Here is a 19,194-nt window from a genome sequence, read left to right as displayed (position 1 = left end):
CCGACTCAGCTCCGCTCCTCGCGGTTACCGAGCAGGTGTTGATGCCCGTGAGGGCACCCCCCAATCGATCACACGAGGTGGAACTGATGACTCGGAACGACAGCCCGCTCATCGCGACGATCGTCGATGACAACGACCTGGCCGTGGCTGGCCTGAACTGCCTGCTGGAGTCCTACGACTCGCGGGTCCACCTGGTCGACGTCCGCACCGCCCTCGCGCACCCCGAGGACGTCGATGTCGTGCTCTACGAGCCGATGGAGCAGTCGGCCTTCAGCGCCTCGATGCTGCGCGACCTCCAGAACGCGGCCGGGGCCCAGGCGATCGTGTTCAGCTGGGCGCCGTCGGACCAGCTGCCCTCGAACGCCAACCCGTACCTCTCCAAGTCGATGACCGCCGCCCAGCTCGTGGTCGCGCTGGAGGATCTCAAGGCGGGTCGCGGCGTCCCGGCGCCGCCGAAGCACACCCTCGCCCAGCCGGTCCAGGTCGTCGAGCCGCCCGCACCGATCCGCACCCCCCAGGCCCCCGTCGGCAGCCGGCTCACCCCGCGCGAGCTCGAGATCCTCACCCTCATCACTCGCGGCCTGACCAACGGCGAGATCGGCGAGGAGCTGGGGCTCTCGATCAACTCGATCAAGACCTACATCCGGCAGGCCTACCGCAAGATCGACGTCGAGCGCCGCACCCAGGCCGTCGCCTGGGGTATGGCCAACGGCCTCATGCCCGCGGTCGACGAGGCCGCCGCCGGCTGAGCGCGCCTCTCCCCCTCCCCCCGGGACACCCCCGCAGCCCGCGCGGGTGTCACACCACGACGCCGACCCAGGCACCCCGGTCGGCGTCGTGGTGTTTTTTCTTCGCAGAGCAGTCAGGCCGCTCCCCGTCGCGGCCTAGTCATTGCGGGCCATCTAGGCCGCCGATCGGACCGCACGTGCGAAGACCGCTGCACGCCGGCCTGCGCCTGCCCTAGCGTCCTCTCGGGCGCTCCCACCCCCCGGCGGAGTGCTGTCCTTTGGGAGGGAGACCCAGTGAAGTTCCAGATGAAGCGTTCCCTGATCACGGGAGCGATCAGCGTGGCCCTGGTGGCGGGCGGTGTCGCCACCGGCGGCGGAGTGGCCGTCGCATCCCCGGCATCGAGCGGCATCAGCACGCTCGCGATGGCGACGACGTCGTGCGCCGAGGCGAAGGGCGACGTGCGGCAGGCCCGCACCGACCTCGCGAGGGCCAAGCGGCAACTGCGCCGTGCCAAGCACGCGACCAGCCACCGCGCCGCCAAGGTGCGCCGGGCCAAGCATCGCGTGGCCGTGCGCAGGCATCGCCTCGGCCAGGCCCGTGACCAGCGCGACCAGGCGTGTGCCGCCAGCCCCACCGACCCGGCGTCCGTGCTCGCGGAGATCACGAAGGCCCAAGACCAGCTCGGTGCGCTGCCGACCGGTCAGCTCGACGGCCTCCTGCCCGCGGAGCTCACCACCGCGCTGGACGACGCGATCGCCCAGCTCACCGCCGCGCTCGACCAGCTCGCCGCGCAGGCACCGACCGCCACGCCGGAGGAGCTCACCTCGCTCCTCGCTGCTCTCGCCGCTCTCGACGTCCCGGCCCTGGTCAGCGCCGTCGAGGGGCTGCTTCAGTCCCTGACGAGCATCCCCGGGCTGGGCGACGCCGGCGACGGCCTCCAGGTGCTCATCGACCTGCTCCAGGGCAGCCAGCTGCCCGACGGCGGGGCACTCCCGGGCGACCTGGGCAGCTACCAGGCGCAGTTCACCCAGGCGATCGCGCAGCTCCAGGCAGCGGCCGGCGCGGCCGACCCGACGCAGCTCGCCGCCCAGCTTCAGGCCGCGGTGGCCACGCTGCAGGGTCTCGCCGGCGGCTTCGGCGGCGACAACGCTCCCTTGGGCGACCTGCTCGAACTGCTGGCCCAGCTGCAGGATCTCGGCCTGGTCACCCCCGGCGACCCGAGCGCCCTCGGCGACTTCGGCGCCGTCCTCAGCGCGCTCATGACGGTGCTGGACGAGCCGGACGCGTTCTTCTCGGACCTCGGCGACCTGCTCGCCAGCGGCGGCCTCTCGACCCTGCTCAGCCTGATCGGACAGCTCCCGAGCCTCCCCGGCCTGCCGACCCTGCCGCGCACCGCCTGACCCGCGAGGGGTCGCATATCGTCCCTCGAGGAGTCAGAAATTGCTCCTCGAGGGGCCGGGCGATCGACCGGCCGAGAACGATATGCGACCCCTCGGGCAGCAATTCGCGACCCCTCGCGGTTACTCGGCGGCGACCCCGCCGAGCCGGAGCCAGGTGTCGACGACCGTGTCGGGGTTGAGCGACATCGACTCGATGCCCTGGTCGAGCAACCACTGTGCGAGGTCGGGGTGGTCGGAGGGGCCCTGACCGCAGATGCCGACGTACTTGCCCTGCTTGCGGCAGGCCTCGATGGCCAGCTCGAGCATGTGCAGCACCGCGGGGTCGCGCTCGTCGAACTTGTCGGCGACCAGGCCGGAGTCGCGGTCCAGGCCCAGGGTCAGCTGGGTCATGTCGTTGGACCCGATCGAGAAGCCGTCGAAGTGCTCCAGGAAGCGCTCGGCGATCACCGCGTTGCTGGGCAGCTCGCACATCATCACGACCTGCAGGTCGTTCTCGCCGCGCTTGAGGCCATGGCTGGCCAACAGGTCGATGACGCCCTCGGCCTCGCCCAGCGTGCGCACGAACGGGATCATGATCTTGACGTTGGTCAGCCCCATCTCGTCGCGCACGTGGCGCAGCGCCTCGCATTCCATCGCGAAGCAGTCGGCGAAGTCGGGCGAGAGGTACCGCGAGGCGCCGCGGTACCCGATCATCGGATTCTCCTCGTCGGGCTCGTAGTGCGTGCCTCCGACGAGGTTGGCGTACTCGTTGGACTTGAAGTCGCTCATGCGCACGATCACCGGCTCCGGCGCGAACGCCGCCGCGATCGTGGCGACGCCCTCGGCCACGCGCTTGACGAAGAAGTCGCGGGGAGAGTCGTAGGCGGCGATGATCTCCTCGACCTCGGCGCGCAGTCCGGCGTCGAGGGACGACGGGTCGGCGGCCAGGTCGAGCAGCGCCTTGGGATGCACGCCGATCTGGCGATTGATGATGAACTCCAACCGCGCGAGACCGACACCGCTGTGCGGCAGCCGCGAGAACGCGAACGCCTGCTCCGGCGTGCCGACGTTCATCATGATCTTGACCGGCACCTCAGGCATCGAGTCGAGCTCGGTGCGCTCGACGGAGAAGTCCAGTGCGCCCGCGTAGACCAGGCCGGTGTCGCCCTCGGCGCAGGAGACCGTGACCTCGGTGCCGTCGGCCAGGTCACGCGTGGCACTACCGGTGCCGACGACGGCCGGGATGCCCAGCTCGCGGGCGATGATCGCCGCGTGGCAGGTGCGGCCGCCGCGGTTGGTGACGATGGCCGAGGCGCGCTTTATGATCGGCTCCCAGTCGGGGTCGGTCATGTCGGCCACGAGCACGTCACCCTCGACGAAGTCGTGCATCTCGTCGATCGAGGCGAGCACGCGCACGGCGCCGGCACCGATCTTCTGACCGATCGCGCGGCCCTCGACGAGCACGTCGGCACCCTTCGTGACCGACGGGTCGATCTTGAAGCGCTCGAGCGCCCCGGTGCGGCGCGACTGCACCGTCTCCGGGCGGGCCTGGAGGATGTAGAGCTTGCCGTCGAGACCGTCCTTGCCCCACTCGATGTCCATCGGGCGGCCGTAGTGCTCCTCGATGACCAGCGCGTGCCGGGCCAGCTCGGTGACCTCGTCGTCGGTGAGCGAGAGCCGGCGCGACTCCTCCGCGGGCACGTCGACGAACTCGGTGGTGCGCCCCACGGTGGTGTCCTCGGTGTAGACCATCTTCATGGCCTTGCCGCCGACCCCGCGCTTGAGCACCGCGGGTCGCCCGGCCCGCAGCGCGGGCTTGTAGACGTAGAACTCGTCCGGGTTCACCGCGCCCTGCACGACGCCCTCGCCGAGCCCGAACGCGGAGGTGACGAAGACGGCGTCGGTGAACCCCGACTCGGTGTCCATCGTGAACATGACGCCCGAGGAGCCGACGTCGGAGCGCACCATGCGCTGCACACCCGCGGAGATGCCGACGGCGTCGTGAGCGAAGTCGTGGTGCACGCGGTAGGCGATGGCGCGGTCGTTGTAGAGGGAGGCGTAGACCTCGCGGATCGCGGTGAGGATCGACTCGACCCCGCGCACGTTGAGGAACGTCTCCTGCTGGCCGGCGAACGAAGCGTCGGGCAGATCCTCGGCCGTCGCCGAGGAGCGGACGGCGAACGAGGGCTCCTCTCCGCCGGCGCCGCGCGCCTCGGTGGCCAGGGTCTCGAACGCCGTCCGGATGTCGGCCTCGAGGTCGTCGGGGAACGGCTGGGAGAGCACCAGGTCGCGGATCTTCTTGCCGGTGGCGGCGAGCGCGCGCGTGTCGTCGGTGTCGAGCCCGGCCAGCGCCTCGGAGACCTGCGAGGCGAGCGTGCCGTGGCCGTCGACGTCGGTGGCGATGAAGCGGTAGAAGGCATCAGCTGTGGTGGCGAACCCGTTGGGCACCGACACGCCGAGGTCGGAGAGCTGGGAGACCATCTCGCCCAGAGAGGAGTTCTTGCCGCCGACCTGCTCGAGGTCGCCGAGCCCGAGGTCGGCGAACCACCGGACGTTGCTGTGCCCCGCGGCGGGCTGAGGCGTGGACTGGTCGGTCATGCGGTGGTTCCCCTTCGGGTGGTGCCGGCGGCATGGCTGATGCTCGCGCGCATGCGCGCCCTGCGACTCTGCAGGATGAGCGTGGAGATCTCCTCGACCGAGCGGGCCGAGGAGTCGATGACGGGCAGGTCGTGGGTCTCGAAGAGACGGGCCGCCTGACGCAGCTCCCACCGGCACTGCTCGACCGAGGCGTAGCGGCTGTTCGGACGGCGCTCGTTGCGGATGCGCGTGAGCCGCTCGACCGTGGTGGTGATCCCGATGCAGCGGTCGGCGTACTCGCGCACGGGCCGGGGCAGCTCGGTGGTCTCGAGATCCTCGTCGACGAGCGGGTAGTTGGCTACGAAGAAGCCGTGCTGGAGCGCGAGGTACATGCTGGTGGGCGTCTTGCCGCAGCGCGAGGGTGCCAGCAGGATCACGTCGGAGCGGTCGAGTGCCCGCAGGCTCTGGCCGTCGTCGTGCTCGATGGTGAACTCCACCGCGGCCATCCGGGCGTTGTAGCGCTTGATGTCGCCCACGCCGTGCAGACGGTGCGCCTGCCGCACGCCGCGCTGGCCGAGGATCTCCTCGACCCGGCTCATGTGCATCTCGAAGAAGTCGATGATCGGCGCCCTGGTGCGGGCCAGCTCGGCGCGCACCGCGTCGTCGGCGGCCGTGGTGAACACCAGCGGGTGCTCGCCCTCGTCGACCAGCGCATCGAGCATCTCGACCACCTCGCTGGCCTGCGCGGCGTCCGCGATGAAGGGGATCGTGGTCTTCTCGAAGGTCGTGTCGGGGAACTGGATGAGCAGGGCGTTGCCCATCGTCTCGGCGCTGATGCCGGTGGAGTCGGAGAGGTAGAAGACCGGCACCACGCGCTCGGCGTCGACCATCACCACTCCTCGCACTGGGCCTAGCCTCCCTCGGCGGGCAGGCCCCGGGTTGTGAACCGTAGCGTCGCCGCCGCGGTTCGCGACAGTGTCCCTCAACTCGTCCGTTCCGCGGACGTGTCGCTGGTCACGTCGTCGGGTCAGACGTCGCGCAGCACCCGCTTGAGGAGCTTGCCCGACTGGTTGCGCGGGAGCTCCCCGACGAACCGCACCGACTTGGGTCGCTTGTAGCCCGCGAGTCGGCCACGGGAGTGCTCGATCAGAGCGGCCTCGTCGGCGTCGTGCCCGTCCTTGAGGACGACGAACGCGGTGACGGCCTCGATCCAGCGGTCGTCGGGGGTGCCGATGACCGCCACCTCGGCGACCGCCTCGTGGGTGTAGAGGGCGTCCTCGACCTCGCGCGAGGCGACGAGCACGCCGCCGGTGTTGATGACGTCCTTGATGCGGTCGACGACCGTGATGTAGCCCTCGGCGTCGATGCGCACGAGATCGCCGGAGTGGAACCAGCCGTCGCGAAACGCCTCCGCGGTCTCCTCGGGCTTGTCCCAGTAGCCAGCGCAGAGCTGCGGTGAGCGGTAGACCACCTCGCCGGTGCCCTCGCCCTCGACGAAGGCGCCGTCCTCGTCGATGACCGCGAGCTCGACGAACAGCACCGACCGGCCGCACGAAGCCGGGCGCGCGTCGTGCTCCTCGGGCTGGAGCACCGTGGCGAGGGGGCCGATCTCGGACTGGCCGAAGCAGTTGTAGAGCGCCAGGCCGGGCAGGGCGTCGCGCAGCCGCTGGACGATCGGGCCCGGCATGATCGAGGCGCCGTAGAAGGCCTTGCGCAGCGAGCCGAGGTTCCGGGTGGCGAAGTCGGGATGGTTGGCCAGCGGCACCCACACGGTCGGGGCGAGGAAGAGGGCGGTGACCTCGCGCTCCTCGACCGCCGCCAGCACGGTCGGCACGTCGGGCGTCTCGAGGAGGTGGTTCTCGGCTCCCACCGCGAGGTAGGGCAGCAAGAACACGTGCATCTGCGCGGAGTGGTAGAGCGGCATCGGGTGCAGCGGCCGCTCGTCGTGGCGCAGGTCCAGCGCCACGATGCAGGAGAGGTACTCGTGCACCAGCGCCCGGTGCGTCATCATCGCGCCCTTGGGCTGTGACGTCGTGCCGGAGGTGTACAGCAGCTGCACGAGCTCGTCGTCGGCCACCGGCGGCTCGCCGTCGGGCAGCGGCGTGTCGGGCACCGGCCCCGAGCTCGACGCCTCGAGCAGGGAGCCTGCGGCGTCGCGCAGCGGCATCACGCACGCGACGTCCGGCAGGTCGACGGCGTCGAAGGTGTCCCGCAGCCCCGGGTCGACCAGCGCCGCCCGGCACCCGGCCTGGTCGACCAGGTAGGCCAGCTCGGCGCCGGTGAGGGCGTAGTTCACGGGCACGTGCACGAGCCCGGCCCGGGCACAGCCGAGGAACCCCAGCAGGTAGGCGTCGGAGTTGCGACCGAAGGCCGCGACCCGGTCGCCGCGCTCGAGCCCCAGCGACCGCAAGGACGCCGCGGCGCGCGACGTGGCGGCGTCCAGCTCGGCGTAGGTCCAGGACCGGTCGGCGAACCTCAGGGCCACGTGGTGAGGGGTGCGCGCCGCCGAACGCGCGAGGACGGCGTCGACGGTGCTGACGTGCTGGATCGGGCCGATGCTCGGAGCGGGCATGGAGCCAGCAGACCACACCGTGACCCTGGTCACCTCACCTGCACCAGTCCTCCACGAACGGCCGGCTCAGCCCCTAGGCTCGGCGACGTCGTGTTCCTCGGGGGAGGCACGACGACACGAGGGCTCCGCCGCGGCACCCGGCGGGGCCTTCGTGCTGCCCGGAGCCCCTACGCTCGGGCCCATGGGTACCAACCAGCGCTCGCAGATCGTCATGAGCGACGAGGAGATCGACGCCTTCATCTCCGGCCGGCGCACCGCCGTGCTCACCACCCTCGGCCCCACCGGGCATCCGCACTCGGTGGCCATGTGGTTCGCCTACCTCGACGGTGTGCTGTGGTTCGAGACCAAGGCCAAGGCGCAGAAGGCCGTGAACCTGCGTCGCGACCCGCGCGCCACGATCCTGCTCGAGGACGGACTTACCTACGACACGCTGCGCGGCGTCTCCCTCGAGGGCACCGCCGAGGTCGTGGACGACGCCGACGCGCTGTGGCGGGTCGGCGTCGACGTCTGGGAGCGCTACAACGGCCCGTACACCGAGGATCTGCGCCCCTTCGTGGAGGTGATGCTGCACAACCGGGTCGCCGTGCGCTTCGACGCCACCCGCACCCGGTCGTGGGACCACCGCAAGCTCGGCCTCGACCCGATCCCGCTGGGCGGGAGCACCGCCCCCACCGCTGGTTGAGCCGGACGAGCCGCCAGGCCAGACCGCGTCGAAACCCGGCGAGGCCACAAGCAGCCCCACCCCACCGGTGGTCGAGCCGGACGAGCCGCCAGGCCAGACCGCGTCGAAACCCGGCGAGCCGACAAGCAGCCTTTCCCCACCGGTGGTTGAGCCGGACGAGCCGCCAGGCGAGACCGCGTCGAAACCCGGTGAGGCGAAAGGCGGCGCTGTCTTCAGAGTTGCCGGGTTTCGACGCGCTCGGCCGTGGACGGCCTCACGGCTCAACCACCGGCGGACCGGGTTAGCTCCCCTGGGCAGAAGGCCGATAGCCCTTGCGCGAGAGACCCGGTAGGTCGGTGTAGCGCCCCGCAATGAGGGCTTCACGCTTGGCGCGGCTCCAACCCTGGACCCTCTTCTCGAAGTAGAAGGCGTCATCGATTCGATCGAACTGCGCAGACCACACCAATCGCACCGGCCTCCGACCCGGTGCGCGCGTATAGGCCGCGCCCTCGCCCAGGGCATGTTCGGAGAGACGACGTTCGATGTCGACGCTGCTGCCAACGTAGTAGGAGCCATCGGCGCAACGGAGGATGTAGGTCCAAGCCATGGAGCCACCGTGGTCGCGGTGTCACCCCGCGGCAACGGAAAGATTTCAGGCTGTGGAGATCGTGTTCGGCGCGGGGCCTGTGGAGAGTTCCGACCGGTGGTTGAGCCGTGAGGAGCGCCAGCGACGAGCGCGTCGAAACCCGCCAACTCTGAAGACAACGCCCCCTTTCACCTCACCGGGTTTCGACACGGTCTCGCCTAGCGGCTCGACCGGCTCAACCACCGGTCGGGCAACGCCCCCTTGCACCTCACCGGGTTTCGACACGGTCTCGCCTAGCGGCTCGACCGGCTCAACCACCGCCCGGGGAGACCCCGCCTAGCGGCTCGACCGGCTCAACCACCAGCGGGGAGGCGCCGCCCAGCGGTTCACTCACCGGCCTCCGGGAAGACGGGTAGCTCGTGCATCGCGTCGAGGACGGCCTTGACCTTGGGCACCTCGTGGGTGCGGTAGAGGCCTGTGCGGCCCAGGTGGGCGAGCACGGAGAAGAAGCCCTCGGCGGTGCGCACCTCGTCGGCGAAGAGGTCCATCGCGGCGGGCAGCACGTTGCACACCGGCACCCCGAGCGTGCGCAGCCGGAAGGCGTGCAGCAGCACCGTCGACTGGTAGCGGAACCGCTCCCGGCGATCGCTGATCCACCCGAACCCGAAGCCGATGCCGGGGTCGACGGCCAACGACGGCACCCCCAGCTCGCGGGCGTGGGCCAGGCGCCGCTCGAACTGCTCGAGCATCGCCGGCAGCGGGTCGGCGCGGACGTCGGCGCTCGCGGCGTCCGCGAGATCGCGGGCGTGGGTGCCGACGACGTGGCACAGCACGACCGTGGCGCCGTACTGCCCGGCGAGGCCGAACATCTCCTCGTCGGTCCCCGACCCGGTCAGGTTGACGACGCTGGCCCCGGCGCGCAGGCACGCCTCGACCGTGGAGGGGTGGTAGCTCTCGACCGACACCGGCACGCCGGCCTCGACCAGTCCCTCCACGACCGGCACCAGCTGCTCGGTCTGCGCGTCGGCCTCGACCCGCGCGGCGTGCGACTGCACCGACTCGGCGCCCACGTCGATCACGTCGGCGCCCTGGATCTGCATGACCCGCCCCCGCCGGACGGCGTCCTCGCGGCCGGCGACCACGCTCTCGCGGTACCAGGAGTCCTGCGAGAGGTTGAGCACGCCCATGAGCGCCGGCCGCGCGTCGGTGTCGAGGTCGCGGCCGCCGACGCGCAACGTCGCCACGGGGTCGTCGAGACGGTCGCCGTGTTCGGCCACCAGCGCCGCGAGGGCGCGCAGGTCGATCACGCCCGCCCCTCCGCACCGGGCTCGGCGCCAGCGCGCACGTAGCGGCACATCAGGAACGACTCCGCGGTCAGCACGTGCGCCAGCTCGAACTCCCGGGCCGAGGAGAGCATCGGCGCGTCGGGGGTCTGCTCGGTGCCGACGAGCATCGGCGAGATGGTCTGGTCGACCTCGTCGACCAGACCGGCGTCGGCCGCCTGGCCGAGCAGCCCCGGGCCGCCCTCGCACACGATGCGCCACAGCCCCCGGGCACGCAGCTGGTCGACGACCCAGCGGACGTCGACGTGGTCGCCGTCGCTCTGCACGACCTCGCACCGCTCGCGCAGGGCGGCGAGGCGGTCGGCGTCGGGCGAGGCGGTGGTGAAGACCAGCGGCCGCCGCGCAGACGCGGTGAACCCGTCGGGGTCCAGCGGCAGCGTGAGCGAGCCCGACACGACGGCGAGCACCGGAGCCGCCGCCTGCCCGCGCTCGCGCCGAGCGGCGGCGTCCGCGTCGGTGGCGCGCAGCGGCCCGTAGCCCTCGGCGCTCAGCGTGCCGCCGCCGACGAGCACCGCGTCGGCGAAGCGGCGCACGGCGGCGAAGACGTCGCGGTCGACATCGCTGGAGATGGAGCCGCTGAGGCCGTCGTCACCGGCGGCGGCGCCGTCGAGGGTGCCGACCATCATGGCGCGCACCCAGGGCTGCCGGTCGGCCTCCGGCCCTCGTTCGGGCCAGGGGTAGTGGTCGGGCAGCTCGTCGCCCGGCACCGGGCCCGGACGCGGTCCGAAGATCATCTCCACGCCCGAGACCGTAGCGTTGCGGTCAGCCCCACCCCAGACCCAGGAGAAGAGCATGCCCGCCCGCCGCGTCCTCACCGTCGAGGAGCACGCCGACCTGCTGAACCTCACCCGCCGGCTCGCCAGCTCCGAGCTCGCACCGCGGGTGGCCGAGGCCGAACGCACCGAGACCTTCCCCCGCGAGGTGTTCGCCCTGCTCGGCGAGGCCGGCCTCCTCGGCCTGCCCTACCCCGAGGCCCAGGGTGGTGGTGGGGTGCCGTACGAGGTCTACCTGCAGGTGCTGGAGGAGATCGCCGCAGTGTGGGCCTCGGTCGGGGTCGGCGTCTCCGTGCACGCCCTCTCCTGCTTCCCGTTGGCGACCTACGGCACCGCCGAGCAGCAGGAGCGCTGGCTGCCCGAGATGCTGGGCGGCTCCCTGCTCGGCGCCTACTGCCTCTCCGAGGCCCACGCCGGCTCCGACCCCGCCGCCATGCGCACCAAGGCCGTCCGCGACGGCGACACCGAGGACTCCGACTGGGTCATCAACGGGGCCAAGGCCTGGACCACCCACGGGGGCCATGCCGACTTCTACACCGTCATGGCCCGCACGGGCGAGGCCCGCGGCGACATCTCCTGCTTCCTCGTGCCCGCCGAGACCGACGGCCTCGTCGCCGACCCGCCCGAGGCCAAGATGGGCCTGACCGGCTCCGCCACCGCCACGATGCGCTTCGAGAACGTGCGCATCCCCGCCGAGCGACTCATCGGCGAGCAGGGTCAGGGTCTGCGCATCGCCCTCGCGGCGCTGGACTCCGGTCGCCTCGGCATCGCCGCCGTCGCCACCGGCCTGGCCCAGGGCGCCCTCGACCACGCCCTCGCCTACGCCCGCGAGCGCGAGGCGTTCGGACGTCGCGTCCTCGACCACCAAGGACTCGGCTTCCTGCTCGCCGACGCCGAGGCCGCCGTCGAGACCGCACGCGCCGCCACCCTGCACGCCGCCCGACTGCGCGACGCCGGGCAGCCGTTCGGCCGCGAGGCGTCGGTCGCGAAACTCGTCGCCACCGACCACGCCATGCAGGTCACCACCGACGCCGTCCAGGTGCTCGGCGGCTACGGCTACACCCGCGATTTCCCCGTGGAGCGCTATATGCGCGAGGCCAAGGTGATGCAGATCTTCGAGGGCACCAACCAGATCCAACGCATGGTCATCGCCCGCTCGCTCGACAAAGACGCCGCCGGCACCATCAGCGCGATCTGACCAGGGTCTGGGCCTGAGAAAGTTCTGAGCCGGATCCGTAGCCGCGCGCGATCTCTTTACCCTAGATTGCCGACATGGATCTCGGAGTCGACACTGCGGTCGTCGCCCGCGGCGGTGACCGCGTGAACGACCTGGCACACCAGCTCGGCGACCTCGTGCACCGGGCCGAGACGGCGGTGCGCGAGGTGACGTCGACGACCGGCCACGACGACCTCGCGCGCACCCTGGCCTCGCTGCTCTCCACCATGGAGCACAGCCATCGGCGGGTGGTGGAGTCGTTGACCCAGCACGCGCAGGAGCTGCACGTGGCCGCCCAGGCCTACGAGCGCATCGATGCCGAGCTCGGTGCCGCCGTGGAGGTCACCCAGTGAGTCTCTCGTGGCTGGAGGTGCCGCAGCCCGACGGCGACCTCGCGGAGATGGAGTACGCCGTCAGCACGCTCGACCAGCTCGCGCGGCTGGTCTTCGAGGGCGAGAGCGAGCTGCACTCGGTCGGGCAGAGCGTCGGCGCCGCCTGGGAGAGCGCCGCCGGCAGCCAGTACCGACTGGCGAACTCCCTGGCCTCCGAGGCGGTGCACGCCATCGGCGTGGCCCAGACCGACGCCGCCCGCACGATCAGCGACTACGCAGCAGAGTGGGAGCGCACGCAGCAGGCGGCGGAGAAGGCGCACCGCGACATCGAGTCGGCGGTCGACACCTTCACCCACGGCGCGCTGTCGGCGCTGAAGTCGGTGGCCGACGTCATCAACGCCTTCCTCGACAACCCGCTCGCCAAGCTCGTCGAGCACCTGATCCCGAAGGCGAAGGAGATCGTCGACCGGGTGCTGAGCTGGCGTCCGCCGTCGATCCGGCCCTCACAGGTCGTCACGACCGTGCAGCACCTGCCGTCGCTCACCAGCGGCGGGATCCTCTCCATCGTGCAGGGCACGGAGTGGGGCGTCTCGCACCTGCTCGACGGCATCGAGACGATCGTCTCGCACATCCCCGGCCCGATCGGTCTCTACGTGCAGGCGGTGCACGCGGTCGAGGAGGCGTTGGCGCACGCCGTGTCGATCGCGCAGAGCTTCGTGCGCAGCGCGCTGTCGACGCTGTGGGATCTCGGCAAGCGTGCCGTCGGTGAGCTGACGCGCATCGTCTCCGACGTGGCGCGCACCGTGTTCGAGGCGACGGTCGAGGCGGTCAGGCAGGGCGTCGACTTCCTCATCGAGGTCGGCAAGGGCGTCCTCGCCATCGCCACCGCCACCCGGCAGCTGGCCAACACGCTGGCGGGCGCCGTCGTGCTGCTCGCCGGCACCATCAACCGCTACCTCACCGACCCGTTCGGCGACGGACGCCGCATCGCCGACCCCGACGAGGCCGACGCGACCGCCCTGCGCAGGTTCCTCTCCGACCCCGACTACCAGCAGCACGTGAAGGATCTCGCCGACCTCGCCAAGGACGCCTACCAGGACTCCGGCGCGCCCGACGGCTGGAGCCGCCTCGAGAACTACCCGGGGCCCGAGGGCTTCTACGCCGTCGCCTACCGCAACGACGAGACCGGCGAGATCGTGTTGGCCTACCGCGGCAGCCAGCCGCCGCCCGACCTCGACCTCGGCGACTGGTCCGACGACGTGAACAACGCCAACAACCTGCCCACGGCGCAGGGCGCCTGGGCCTTGAAGACGGCCCAGGAGCTGGCCGAGAAGTACCCCGGGCACGTGGAGTTCACCGGCCACAGCCTCGGCGGCTCCCTGGCCTCGATGGCGAGCATCGCGACGGGCTATCCGGCCACCACCTACAACGCGGCCGGCATCGGCACCGGCAACTACGCGGCCGCCGTGGCCGCGGCCGCCCTCAACCACGGCGGCGGGGTGTCGGAGCAACAGATCACGAACTACCACACGCCCAACGACATCTTGACCAACGGCCAGAAGGCGCTGCACGTCACCGGCGCCGCCGGTGCCCAGGTGACCATCGCGTCGAACACCGGCAACCCGGGCAAGGCGCACGGCCTCGGCTCGTTCGTGTGGCCCTGATGACGACGCAGATGAGGGAGACTCGCCTCATGACCACCCGCCCCCGCGTCACCTTGATGCTCCCCGGCGAGTGGACCCGACTCGCGTGGGCCGACGAGCGTCAGTCCCGCACGCTGCGCGTTGCCCTCGTCGAGGGCGGGGCCGGCGACGACGCCGCCGCGGCCACGGTCGCGAGCATCGACGCCGAGCTCGCCACGGTGCAGCGCGCCGGGGGCGACCAGGCGTTGCTCCGGGTCGGATCCCAAGAGCCCACTCTGCTGCTCACCTCGTGGCCCGATCAGTGGCCGTGCCGCACGGTCGCCGACCTCCGGGCCTTGGCACCGGACGACGCGAGCGTCACCGTGCTCGAGCACCAGCGCGGGTACCCGTCGGTGCGGCTCGAGCGCACCGACGCTCCCGAAGGCACCGTGCTGCGCACCTACTGGGTGGCGAACCCGGACTCGGGGCGGCTGCACGTGGTCGACGTGACCTTCTTCGGCACCGCGTTCCCCGCCGAGCACCTGGAGCTCTACGACCTGCTGGCCACCACCTTGCACTGGACCGAGAGCGAGGACGTCGCGTCGTGACGAGGAACTCGCGACTCAGGCTGGTCGGTGTCGCGCTGACGGCATTGCTGGGCACCGCCCTGAGCGGGTGCAGCGCGTTCGGTGACGGCGTCGGCGGTTGCTCCGATGCCCCGTCGAGCGTGCTCGACGCGGCGCGCACGACTGCGCAGAGCGGCTTCCGCTACGGCCAGGAGGGCAACGTCATCTCGAAGGTCGAGGTGCTGCGCGCCAACTCGATGCCGCTGCCTGAGGATCTTCAGCAGTTCGGCGCCACCGAGATCGCGATCGTGTGGTCCGACATCTACCCCCGGGGCAACGAAGACAGCGCCGTTCCCGGCGTGCAGGGTGCGGCGTTCTTCGCCGCTGCCGACGACGGCACCCTCATCGGGCCGCTCGACGACCTGAGCGCCGCCGCCTTCGACGTCTCGCCGCCCGACGACGCGGGGTGGTCGGACTGGGTCTCCGAGGTCGCGTCGTCCGACACCTTCCACGACGCGCTGGGCTGCGGCAGCCCGAACTGACGACTGCCCCTCAGCTCGCTCGGGCGGCTCGGGGCAGGCCGACCAGGTCGGCGAGCAGCCCGACCTGGTGCTCGAAGAAGGCGCCGCGGTCGGTCAGGGTCTCGGCGCCGTACTGGTCGAAGACGTCGAAGGAGACCAGCCCGAAGAGCCCACTCCACAGCGCGAAGGCCCGCGCGAGCGCAGCGGTCGGGAGGGCCAAGCCCAGCTCGCGCACCTGGCGCTCCAGGTCGGCGCGCACGGGACGGGCCAGCCGCTCCTGCGGTGACGCGAGGACGCCGGCGGCGTAGGCCTCGTCCAGCACGCCGACCAGGGCGAGGGCCACCCGGATGCCGGGGTCGACGGTGTCCCGCGGTGCCCGGTAGCCGGGTACGGGCGTGCCGTAGAGCAGGGCGAACCGCGAGGGCTCCGCCACGGCCCACTCACGCGTCGCCCGGGCGCCCGCCAGGATCCGCGCGCGGAACCGGGCCTCACCCCGGGTGCGTACCCCGGCGATCGCCGTCTCGACAGCGCCGCCCAACTCGTCGTAGGCGTCGACGATGAGCAGCGTGAGCAACGCGTCGCGGTCGGCGACGTAGCGGTAGACCGCCGAGGACACCACGCCCAGCTCGCGGGCGACGGCACGCAGCGAGAGAGCGGCCGGCCCGACCTCGCCCAGATGCTCGCGTCCGATCCGGACGATCTCGCGCATCGTCTGCTCGCGGGCGAGGGCACGGGGCGTCGGCATGCGCACATCCTGCCTTCTGCGACGGTTGATCACAAATGTGAGCACTGCTCTTGATTATCTCCTCCGCATGGCGCACTCTCGTCAATGAGAGAGCACCGCTCACATTTCAAGGAGACCGTCATGATCGTCGTCATCGGAGCCGGCCCCATCGGCACCCACATCGCCGAGCAGTACACCGCCGCCGGTACCCCGGTCCGCGTGCTGACCCGCTCCGGCTCGGGCCTCGCACACCCACTCGTTCGGCGCGTGCGCGTCGACGTCACCGATCGCTCTGCGTTGCAAGCGGCCCTGGAGGGCGCCCGGGTGGTGCACGATTGCATGCACGCGTCCGTCTACCACGAGAGCACATGGGAGGCCGAGCTGCCCGGGGCGGAGCAAGCCGTGCTGACCGTCGCCGCCGACGTGGGCGCCGCCGTCGTCTTCCCCGAGAGCCTCTACGCCTTCGAACCCGCTCCAGGCGAGGCCATCACCGAGCGGACGCCGACCTCGCGCACCGCTGGGATGGGCGGCGTCCGGCGTCGCCTGCTCGAGGCACGGGCGGCCGCACCCGCTGCGACGATCAGCGTGGCGGCGTCGGACTACCTCGGCCCGGGCGCCGCCGACCGGGCCGTCGCGGGCGACCGGATGGTGGGCCCGGCCGTGCGCGGCACGACGGCCTGGACGATCGGCCGCACGGATCAGCCACACAGCTGGACCTACCTGCCCGACCTGGCCGCCGCCATGATCGCCGCCGCCGAGCTGCCCAACGAGCCCGACCGACTGCTGCTCGCCCCGACGAACGAGCCCCGCACCCAGCAGGAGCTCGCCGACGGCTACGCCCGCGCCGCCGGACGTGAGGGCGCGCGCCTGCGCCGGTACCCGCGGTGGCTGATGGCTGCCCTGGGTCGGTTCGACCGCGGCACCGCCGGCCTCGCGTCGATGGTGCACCTCTTCGAGGCTCCGCTGGTGATGGACTCCTCGGCCAGCGAGACGCTGCTCGGCGTCGCGCCCACCCCGTGGGAGACGGTGCTCGAGGAGACGGTCGTCGCCTTCGGGTGAGGGCGGATCGGCCTCGACTCAGTACCCACCCTCCGGCTCGACCATCTCGGCCCGGACCCCGAGCAGCCGCACCGGCCGCTCGTCGTCCAGGGCGTCGAAGAGGTCCAGTGCGATGGCGGCCACGACGCGGGCGTCGGTCGTGGGCCTGGGGAGCATCCGGCTGCGGTGCACGGTGAAGAACGGCACGAACCGGGCCTTGAGGTGCACCCGGCGGCAGGGCCGCCCCTCGGCGGCGATGTCGGCGACGACACGCTCGGCCAGCGCGGCGAGCGCGGCGGCGATCTCGTCGCGGGTGGTCAGATCCTGCTGGTAGGTGGTCTCACGACCGTGGGCGCGCGGTACCCACGGGGTGTCGTCGGGCCAGGCCCGGCCACCGCCCCGACCGAGCCGGGAGAGAGCGGGTCCGCTGGTGGGGCCGAACTCGGCCACGAGCGCGGTGTCGTCGGCGCGGGCCAACTGGTCGACGGTCTCGAGACCGAGCGCAGCGAGCCGGGAGCCGATCCGCGGCCCGACGCCACCCAGAGCCGTGGTCGGCCTCTCCCCCATCACCGCCAGCCAGTTCTCACGGGTCAACCGGAAGGTGCCGCGCGGCTTGCCGAAGTCGGTGGCGGTCTTGGCACGCACCAGGGTGTCGCCGATGCCGACGCTGCAGTGCAGACCCGTGCGCTCGAGCACCGCGGCCTGGAGACTGCGCGCCGTGGCCGCGGGGTCGTCGTCCGGATCGAGCTCGACGCCGACGAACGCTTCGTCCCAGCCGATCACCTCGACGACGGTGCCGGGATGCCCGCGCAGCGCGGCCATGACCTCCGCGGACGCCGCCTCGTAGTGCGGCTTGTCGACGGGGAGGAACACCGCCTCGGGGCACTTCCGCGCGGCCACCCGCAGCGGCATGCCCGAACGCACCCCGTGCCCGCGCGCCTCATAGGAGGCCGTCGACACCACGGCCCGCTCGCTCGGGTCACCTCGGCCGCCGACCACCACCGCACGCCCGGTCAGCTCGGGATGCCGCAGCAGCTCCACGGCCGCCAAGAAGGCGTCCATGTCGACGTGCAGCACCCAGCGGGTCACCGGCGGCGGATCGGCACCGCGGCGCCTCGCGCAGCGAGGAACCGCTTCACCCTGCCGTACGGCGGCATCGCGGCCCGCAGCGTGTCGGGGCGGTGCGGCTTGTGCACGACCGGCTTGAGATGGCTGAACGTCCGGAGCGAGAACTCACCGTGGTAGGCACCCGCGCCGCTCTGGCCGACGCCACCGAACGGCACGCTGTGCATGCCCGCCTGGAGCATCGGCACGTCGAGCCCCACGGCGCCGGAGGACGTGCGCTCGACGAACGCCTGCCGAGTGGCGGGGTCGGCGGAGAAGACGTAGAGCGCGAGCGGCTTGTCACGGCCGAGGATGTGCCGGATCGCAGCGTCGGCGTCGGGCACGGCCACGATCGGGAGGATCGGCCCGAAGATCTCCTCGGTCATCACAGCGGTGTCGTCGTCGAGGCGCGCGTGCACGACCGTGGGGGCGAGGTACTTCTGGTTCGCATCGTGCTGACCGCCGAAGGCGATCGCGGCACCGTCGAGGGCGTCGACGAGCCGGGCGTGGTGTCGCTCGCTGACGATCCGGCCGTAGTCGGGCGAGGTGCGCGGATCCTCGCCGAACATGGCGTCGACCGCCGCTTGGAGGGCCCTGGTGAGCGCGTCGACCCGGCCCGGGGTGGTCATCACGTAGTCGGGCGCGACGCAGGTCTGGCCGCAGTTGAGCCACTTGCCCCACGCCAGCCGACGGGCGACCTGCTCGAGATGCTCGTCGTCGTCGAACCACACCGGCGACTTGCCGCCGAGTTCGAGCGTGGTCGGGGTCAGGTGCTCGGCCGCGGCCCGGGCGACGACGCGGGCGACAGCCCCGTTGCCGGTGTAGAGGATGTGGTCGAAGCGCTGCTCGAGCAGCGCCGTGGTCTCGGGCACCGCACCCTCCACCACCGCGAACGCCTCGGCGTCGAGGTAGCGCGGCAGCAGGTCGGCGATCGCCGCCGAGACGGTCGGTGTGAGCTCGCTCGGCTTGAGCACGACGGCGTTGCCGGCAGCGATGGCTCCGACGAGCGGCATCAGCAGCAGGTTGACCGGGTAGTTCCACGGGGCGATGACCAGCACGACGCCCAGCGGCTCAAGCACGAGGCGGCTGCGTATCGGCAGCAGCTGGGCCTCGCCCGGAACCTTCCGCGGCGCCGTCCACCTCTCGAGGTTCTTGCGAGTGTGCCGCAGCTCGGCGAGCACGGTGCCGATCTCGGTCAGCTGGCTCTCGGTGGGGTGCTTGCGCAGGTCGGCGTGCAGCGCCTGCTCCAGGTCACGACCCCGCTCGACCAGCAGCCGCTCGAGCGCGTCGAGCTGCTCGCGGCGCCAGGCCAGCGGCCGGGTGACGCCCGCGTCGAACCGGTCTCGGGCCCGGGCGACGACGTGCGCGATCGACACGGCGGAGGTCGACCTCTCGGGCTCGTCGACGTCGGTCATCACCACACAGTCAGCGTAGAGCGTGCATGCTGAGCC

At 71.7% G+C, this 19,194-nt stretch carries 18 protein-coding genes; 9 read left to right on the top strand and 9 right to left on the bottom strand.

Annotation, left to right across the window (positions count from 1 at the left end; genetic code table 11):
• The first annotated feature begins 86 nt into the window (after positions 1 to 86).
• Positions 87 to 749 carry a helix-turn-helix transcriptional regulator gene (locus ISG29_RS06720; protein ID WP_194502600.1) on the top strand — a complete coding sequence of 221 codons (663 nt, stop codon included), beginning with the start codon at positions 87 to 89 and terminating at the stop codon, positions 747 to 749.
• A gap of 285 nt (positions 750 to 1,034) precedes the next feature.
• On the top strand, positions 1,035 to 2,129 hold the full coding sequence (locus ISG29_RS06715; RefSeq protein ID WP_194502599.1) for a hypothetical protein: 1,095 nt from the start codon (positions 1,035 to 1,037) through the stop codon (positions 2,127 to 2,129).
• 120 nt (positions 2,130 to 2,249) lie between these two features.
• Here the strand turns inward: ISG29_RS06715 and ppsA are convergent, their stop codons facing one another.
• The 3 genes from ppsA to ISG29_RS06700 form a co-directional block, all read right to left on the bottom strand.
• Positions 2,250 to 4,706: a phosphoenolpyruvate synthase gene (gene ppsA, locus ISG29_RS06710; RefSeq protein ID WP_194502598.1), complete on the bottom strand. Its 2,457-nt coding sequence runs from the start codon at positions 4,704 to 4,706 to the stop codon at positions 2,250 to 2,252.
• Positions 4,703 to 5,590: a pyruvate, water dikinase regulatory protein gene (locus tag ISG29_RS06705; RefSeq protein ID WP_328828240.1), complete on the bottom strand. Its 888-nt coding sequence runs from the start codon at positions 5,588 to 5,590 to the stop codon at positions 4,703 to 4,705. Before ISG29_RS06705 ends, ppsA begins: the two co-directional genes overlap by 4 nt.
• Before the next feature lie 122 nt (positions 5,591 to 5,712).
• A complete protein-coding gene (locus ISG29_RS06700) occupies positions 5,713 to 7,257 on the bottom strand; it encodes a fatty acyl-CoA synthetase (RefSeq protein ID WP_194502597.1) in 1,545 nt (514 codons plus the stop codon).
• A 181-nt stretch (positions 7,258 to 7,438) separates the two neighbouring features.
• Here ISG29_RS06700 and ISG29_RS06695 point away from each other — a divergent pair, with 181 nt between their 5' ends.
• On the top strand, positions 7,439 to 7,939 hold the full coding sequence (locus tag ISG29_RS06695) for a pyridoxamine 5'-phosphate oxidase family protein (RefSeq protein WP_194502596.1): 501 nt from the start codon (positions 7,439 to 7,441) through the stop codon (positions 7,937 to 7,939).
• 280 nt (positions 7,940 to 8,219) lie between these two features.
• On the opposite strand, the gene ISG29_RS06690 is transcribed toward ISG29_RS06695, so the two are convergent.
• The 3 genes from ISG29_RS06690 to ISG29_RS06680 all read right to left on the bottom strand — a co-directional run bounded on the left by ISG29_RS06690 (position 8,220) and on the right by ISG29_RS06680 (position 10,581).
• Positions 8,220 to 8,525: a GIY-YIG nuclease family protein gene (locus ISG29_RS06690; RefSeq protein ID WP_194502595.1), complete on the bottom strand. Its 306-nt coding sequence runs from the start codon at positions 8,523 to 8,525 to the stop codon at positions 8,220 to 8,222.
• Positions 8,526 to 8,890: 365 nt separating this feature from the next.
• Positions 8,891 to 9,811: a dihydropteroate synthase gene (locus ISG29_RS06685; protein ID WP_194502594.1), complete on the bottom strand. Its 921-nt coding sequence runs from the start codon at positions 9,809 to 9,811 to the stop codon at positions 8,891 to 8,893.
• On the bottom strand, positions 9,808 to 10,581 hold the full coding sequence (locus tag ISG29_RS06680) for a dihydrofolate reductase family protein (protein ID WP_235958674.1): 774 nt from the start codon (positions 10,579 to 10,581) through the stop codon (positions 9,808 to 9,810). Before ISG29_RS06680 ends, ISG29_RS06685 begins: the two co-directional genes overlap by 4 nt.
• A gap of 58 nt (positions 10,582 to 10,639) precedes the next feature.
• Between ISG29_RS06680 and ISG29_RS06675 the strand changes: the two genes are divergently transcribed.
• The 5 genes from ISG29_RS06675 (at position 10,640) to ISG29_RS06655 (ending at position 14,898) form a co-directional block, all read left to right on the top strand.
• The gene (locus ISG29_RS06675; RefSeq protein WP_194502592.1) at positions 10,640 to 11,818 is read left to right on the top strand and encodes an acyl-CoA dehydrogenase family protein; all 1,179 of its coding nucleotides are present in this window, start codon (positions 10,640 to 10,642) and stop codon (positions 11,816 to 11,818) included.
• Positions 11,819 to 11,892: 74 nt separating this feature from the next.
• A complete protein-coding gene (locus ISG29_RS06670) occupies positions 11,893 to 12,189 on the top strand; it encodes a type VII secretion target (protein ID WP_194502591.1) in 297 nt (98 codons plus the stop codon).
• 1,037 nt (positions 12,190 to 13,226) lie between these two features.
• Complete coding sequence (locus ISG29_RS21825) at positions 13,227 to 13,832, top strand: Mbeg1-like protein (protein WP_407940171.1); 606 nt, start codon at positions 13,227 to 13,229, stop codon at positions 13,830 to 13,832.
• 29 nt (positions 13,833 to 13,861) lie between these two features.
• Positions 13,862 to 14,398 (top strand): hypothetical protein, encoded by a 537-nt coding sequence (locus ISG29_RS06660; RefSeq protein WP_194502589.1) that lies wholly within the window; start codon positions 13,862 to 13,864, stop codon positions 14,396 to 14,398.
• Positions 14,395 to 14,898, top strand: a complete 504-nt coding sequence (locus tag ISG29_RS06655) for a hypothetical protein (RefSeq protein ID WP_194502588.1) — start codon at positions 14,395 to 14,397, stop codon at positions 14,896 to 14,898. Before ISG29_RS06660 ends, ISG29_RS06655 begins: the two co-directional genes overlap by 4 nt.
• Positions 14,899 to 14,908: 10 nt before the next feature.
• On the opposite strand, the gene ISG29_RS06650 is transcribed toward ISG29_RS06655, so the two are convergent.
• Complete coding sequence (locus tag ISG29_RS06650; protein ID WP_194502587.1) at positions 14,909 to 15,622, bottom strand: TetR-like C-terminal domain-containing protein; 714 nt, start codon at positions 15,620 to 15,622, stop codon at positions 14,909 to 14,911.
• Positions 15,623 to 15,742: 120 nt separating this feature from the next.
• On the opposite strand from ISG29_RS06650, the gene ISG29_RS06645 reads away from it, so the two are divergent.
• The gene (locus ISG29_RS06645) at positions 15,743 to 16,660 is read left to right on the top strand and encodes an NAD-dependent epimerase/dehydratase family protein (RefSeq protein WP_194502586.1); all 918 of its coding nucleotides are present in this window, start codon (positions 15,743 to 15,745) and stop codon (positions 16,658 to 16,660) included.
• An 18-nt stretch (positions 16,661 to 16,678) separates the two neighbouring features.
• Here the strand turns inward: ISG29_RS06645 and ISG29_RS06640 are convergent, their stop codons facing one another.
• Positions 16,679 to 17,728, bottom strand: coding sequence for a DNA polymerase IV (locus ISG29_RS06640; RefSeq protein ID WP_194502585.1), 1,050 nt, complete (start codon positions 17,726 to 17,728; stop codon positions 16,679 to 16,681).
• The gene (locus ISG29_RS06635; RefSeq protein WP_194502839.1) at positions 17,725 to 19,158 is read right to left on the bottom strand and encodes an aldehyde dehydrogenase family protein; all 1,434 of its coding nucleotides are present in this window, start codon (positions 19,156 to 19,158) and stop codon (positions 17,725 to 17,727) included. The genes ISG29_RS06640 and ISG29_RS06635 overlap by 4 nt, the downstream gene beginning before the upstream one ends.
• Between the last annotated feature and the right edge of the window lie 36 nt (positions 19,159 to 19,194).

Origin of the sequence: Nocardioides acrostichi (genome assembly GCF_015319165.1) — a bacterium.
Classification (GTDB): Bacteria; Actinomycetota; Actinomycetes; order Propionibacteriales; family Nocardioidaceae; genus Nocardioides; species Nocardioides acrostichi.
Note: the sequence above shows the minus strand (reverse complement) of the source record. Positions and strands in the feature narration are given on the sequence as shown.

What these genes read in the sequence shown, in the direction of transcription:
- ISG29_RS06720 (WP_194502600.1), top strand. Translation starts at nt 87, where the DNA reads ATGACTCGGAACGACAGCCCGCTCATCGCGACGATCGTCGATGACAAC.
- ISG29_RS06715 (WP_194502599.1), top strand. Translation starts at nt 1,035, where the DNA reads ATGAAGCGTTCCCTGATCACGGGAGCGATCAGCGTGGCCCTGGTGGCG.
- ppsA (WP_194502598.1), bottom strand. Translation starts at nt 4,706, where the DNA reads ATGACCGACCAGTCCACGCCTCAGCCCGCCGCGGGGCACAGCAACGTC.
- ISG29_RS06700 (WP_194502597.1), bottom strand. Translation starts at nt 7,257, where the DNA reads ATGCCCGCTCCGAGCATCGGCCCGATCCAGCACGTCAGCACCGTCGAC.
- ISG29_RS06695 (WP_194502596.1), top strand. Translation starts at nt 7,439, where the DNA reads ATGGGTACCAACCAGCGCTCGCAGATCGTCATGAGCGACGAGGAGATC.
- ISG29_RS06690 (WP_194502595.1), bottom strand. Translation starts at nt 8,525, where the DNA reads ATGGCTTGGACCTACATCCTCCGTTGCGCCGATGGCTCCTACTACGTT.
- ISG29_RS06680 (WP_235958674.1), bottom strand. Translation starts at nt 10,581, where the DNA reads ATGATCTTCGGACCGCGTCCGGGCCCGGTGCCGGGCGACGAGCTGCCC.
- ISG29_RS06675 (WP_194502592.1), top strand. Translation starts at nt 10,640, where the DNA reads ATGCCCGCCCGCCGCGTCCTCACCGTCGAGGAGCACGCCGACCTGCTG.
- ISG29_RS06670 (WP_194502591.1), top strand. Translation starts at nt 11,893, where the DNA reads ATGGATCTCGGAGTCGACACTGCGGTCGTCGCCCGCGGCGGTGACCGC.
- ISG29_RS06660 (WP_194502589.1), top strand. Translation starts at nt 13,862, where the DNA reads ATGACCACCCGCCCCCGCGTCACCTTGATGCTCCCCGGCGAGTGGACC.
- ISG29_RS06650 (WP_194502587.1), bottom strand. Translation starts at nt 15,622, where the DNA reads ATGCCGACGCCCCGTGCCCTCGCCCGCGAGCAGACGATGCGCGAGATC.
- ISG29_RS06645 (WP_194502586.1), top strand. Translation starts at nt 15,743, where the DNA reads ATGATCGTCGTCATCGGAGCCGGCCCCATCGGCACCCACATCGCCGAG.
- ISG29_RS06635 (WP_194502839.1), bottom strand. Translation starts at nt 19,158, where the DNA reads ATGACCGACGTCGACGAGCCCGAGAGGTCGACCTCCGCCGTGTCGATC.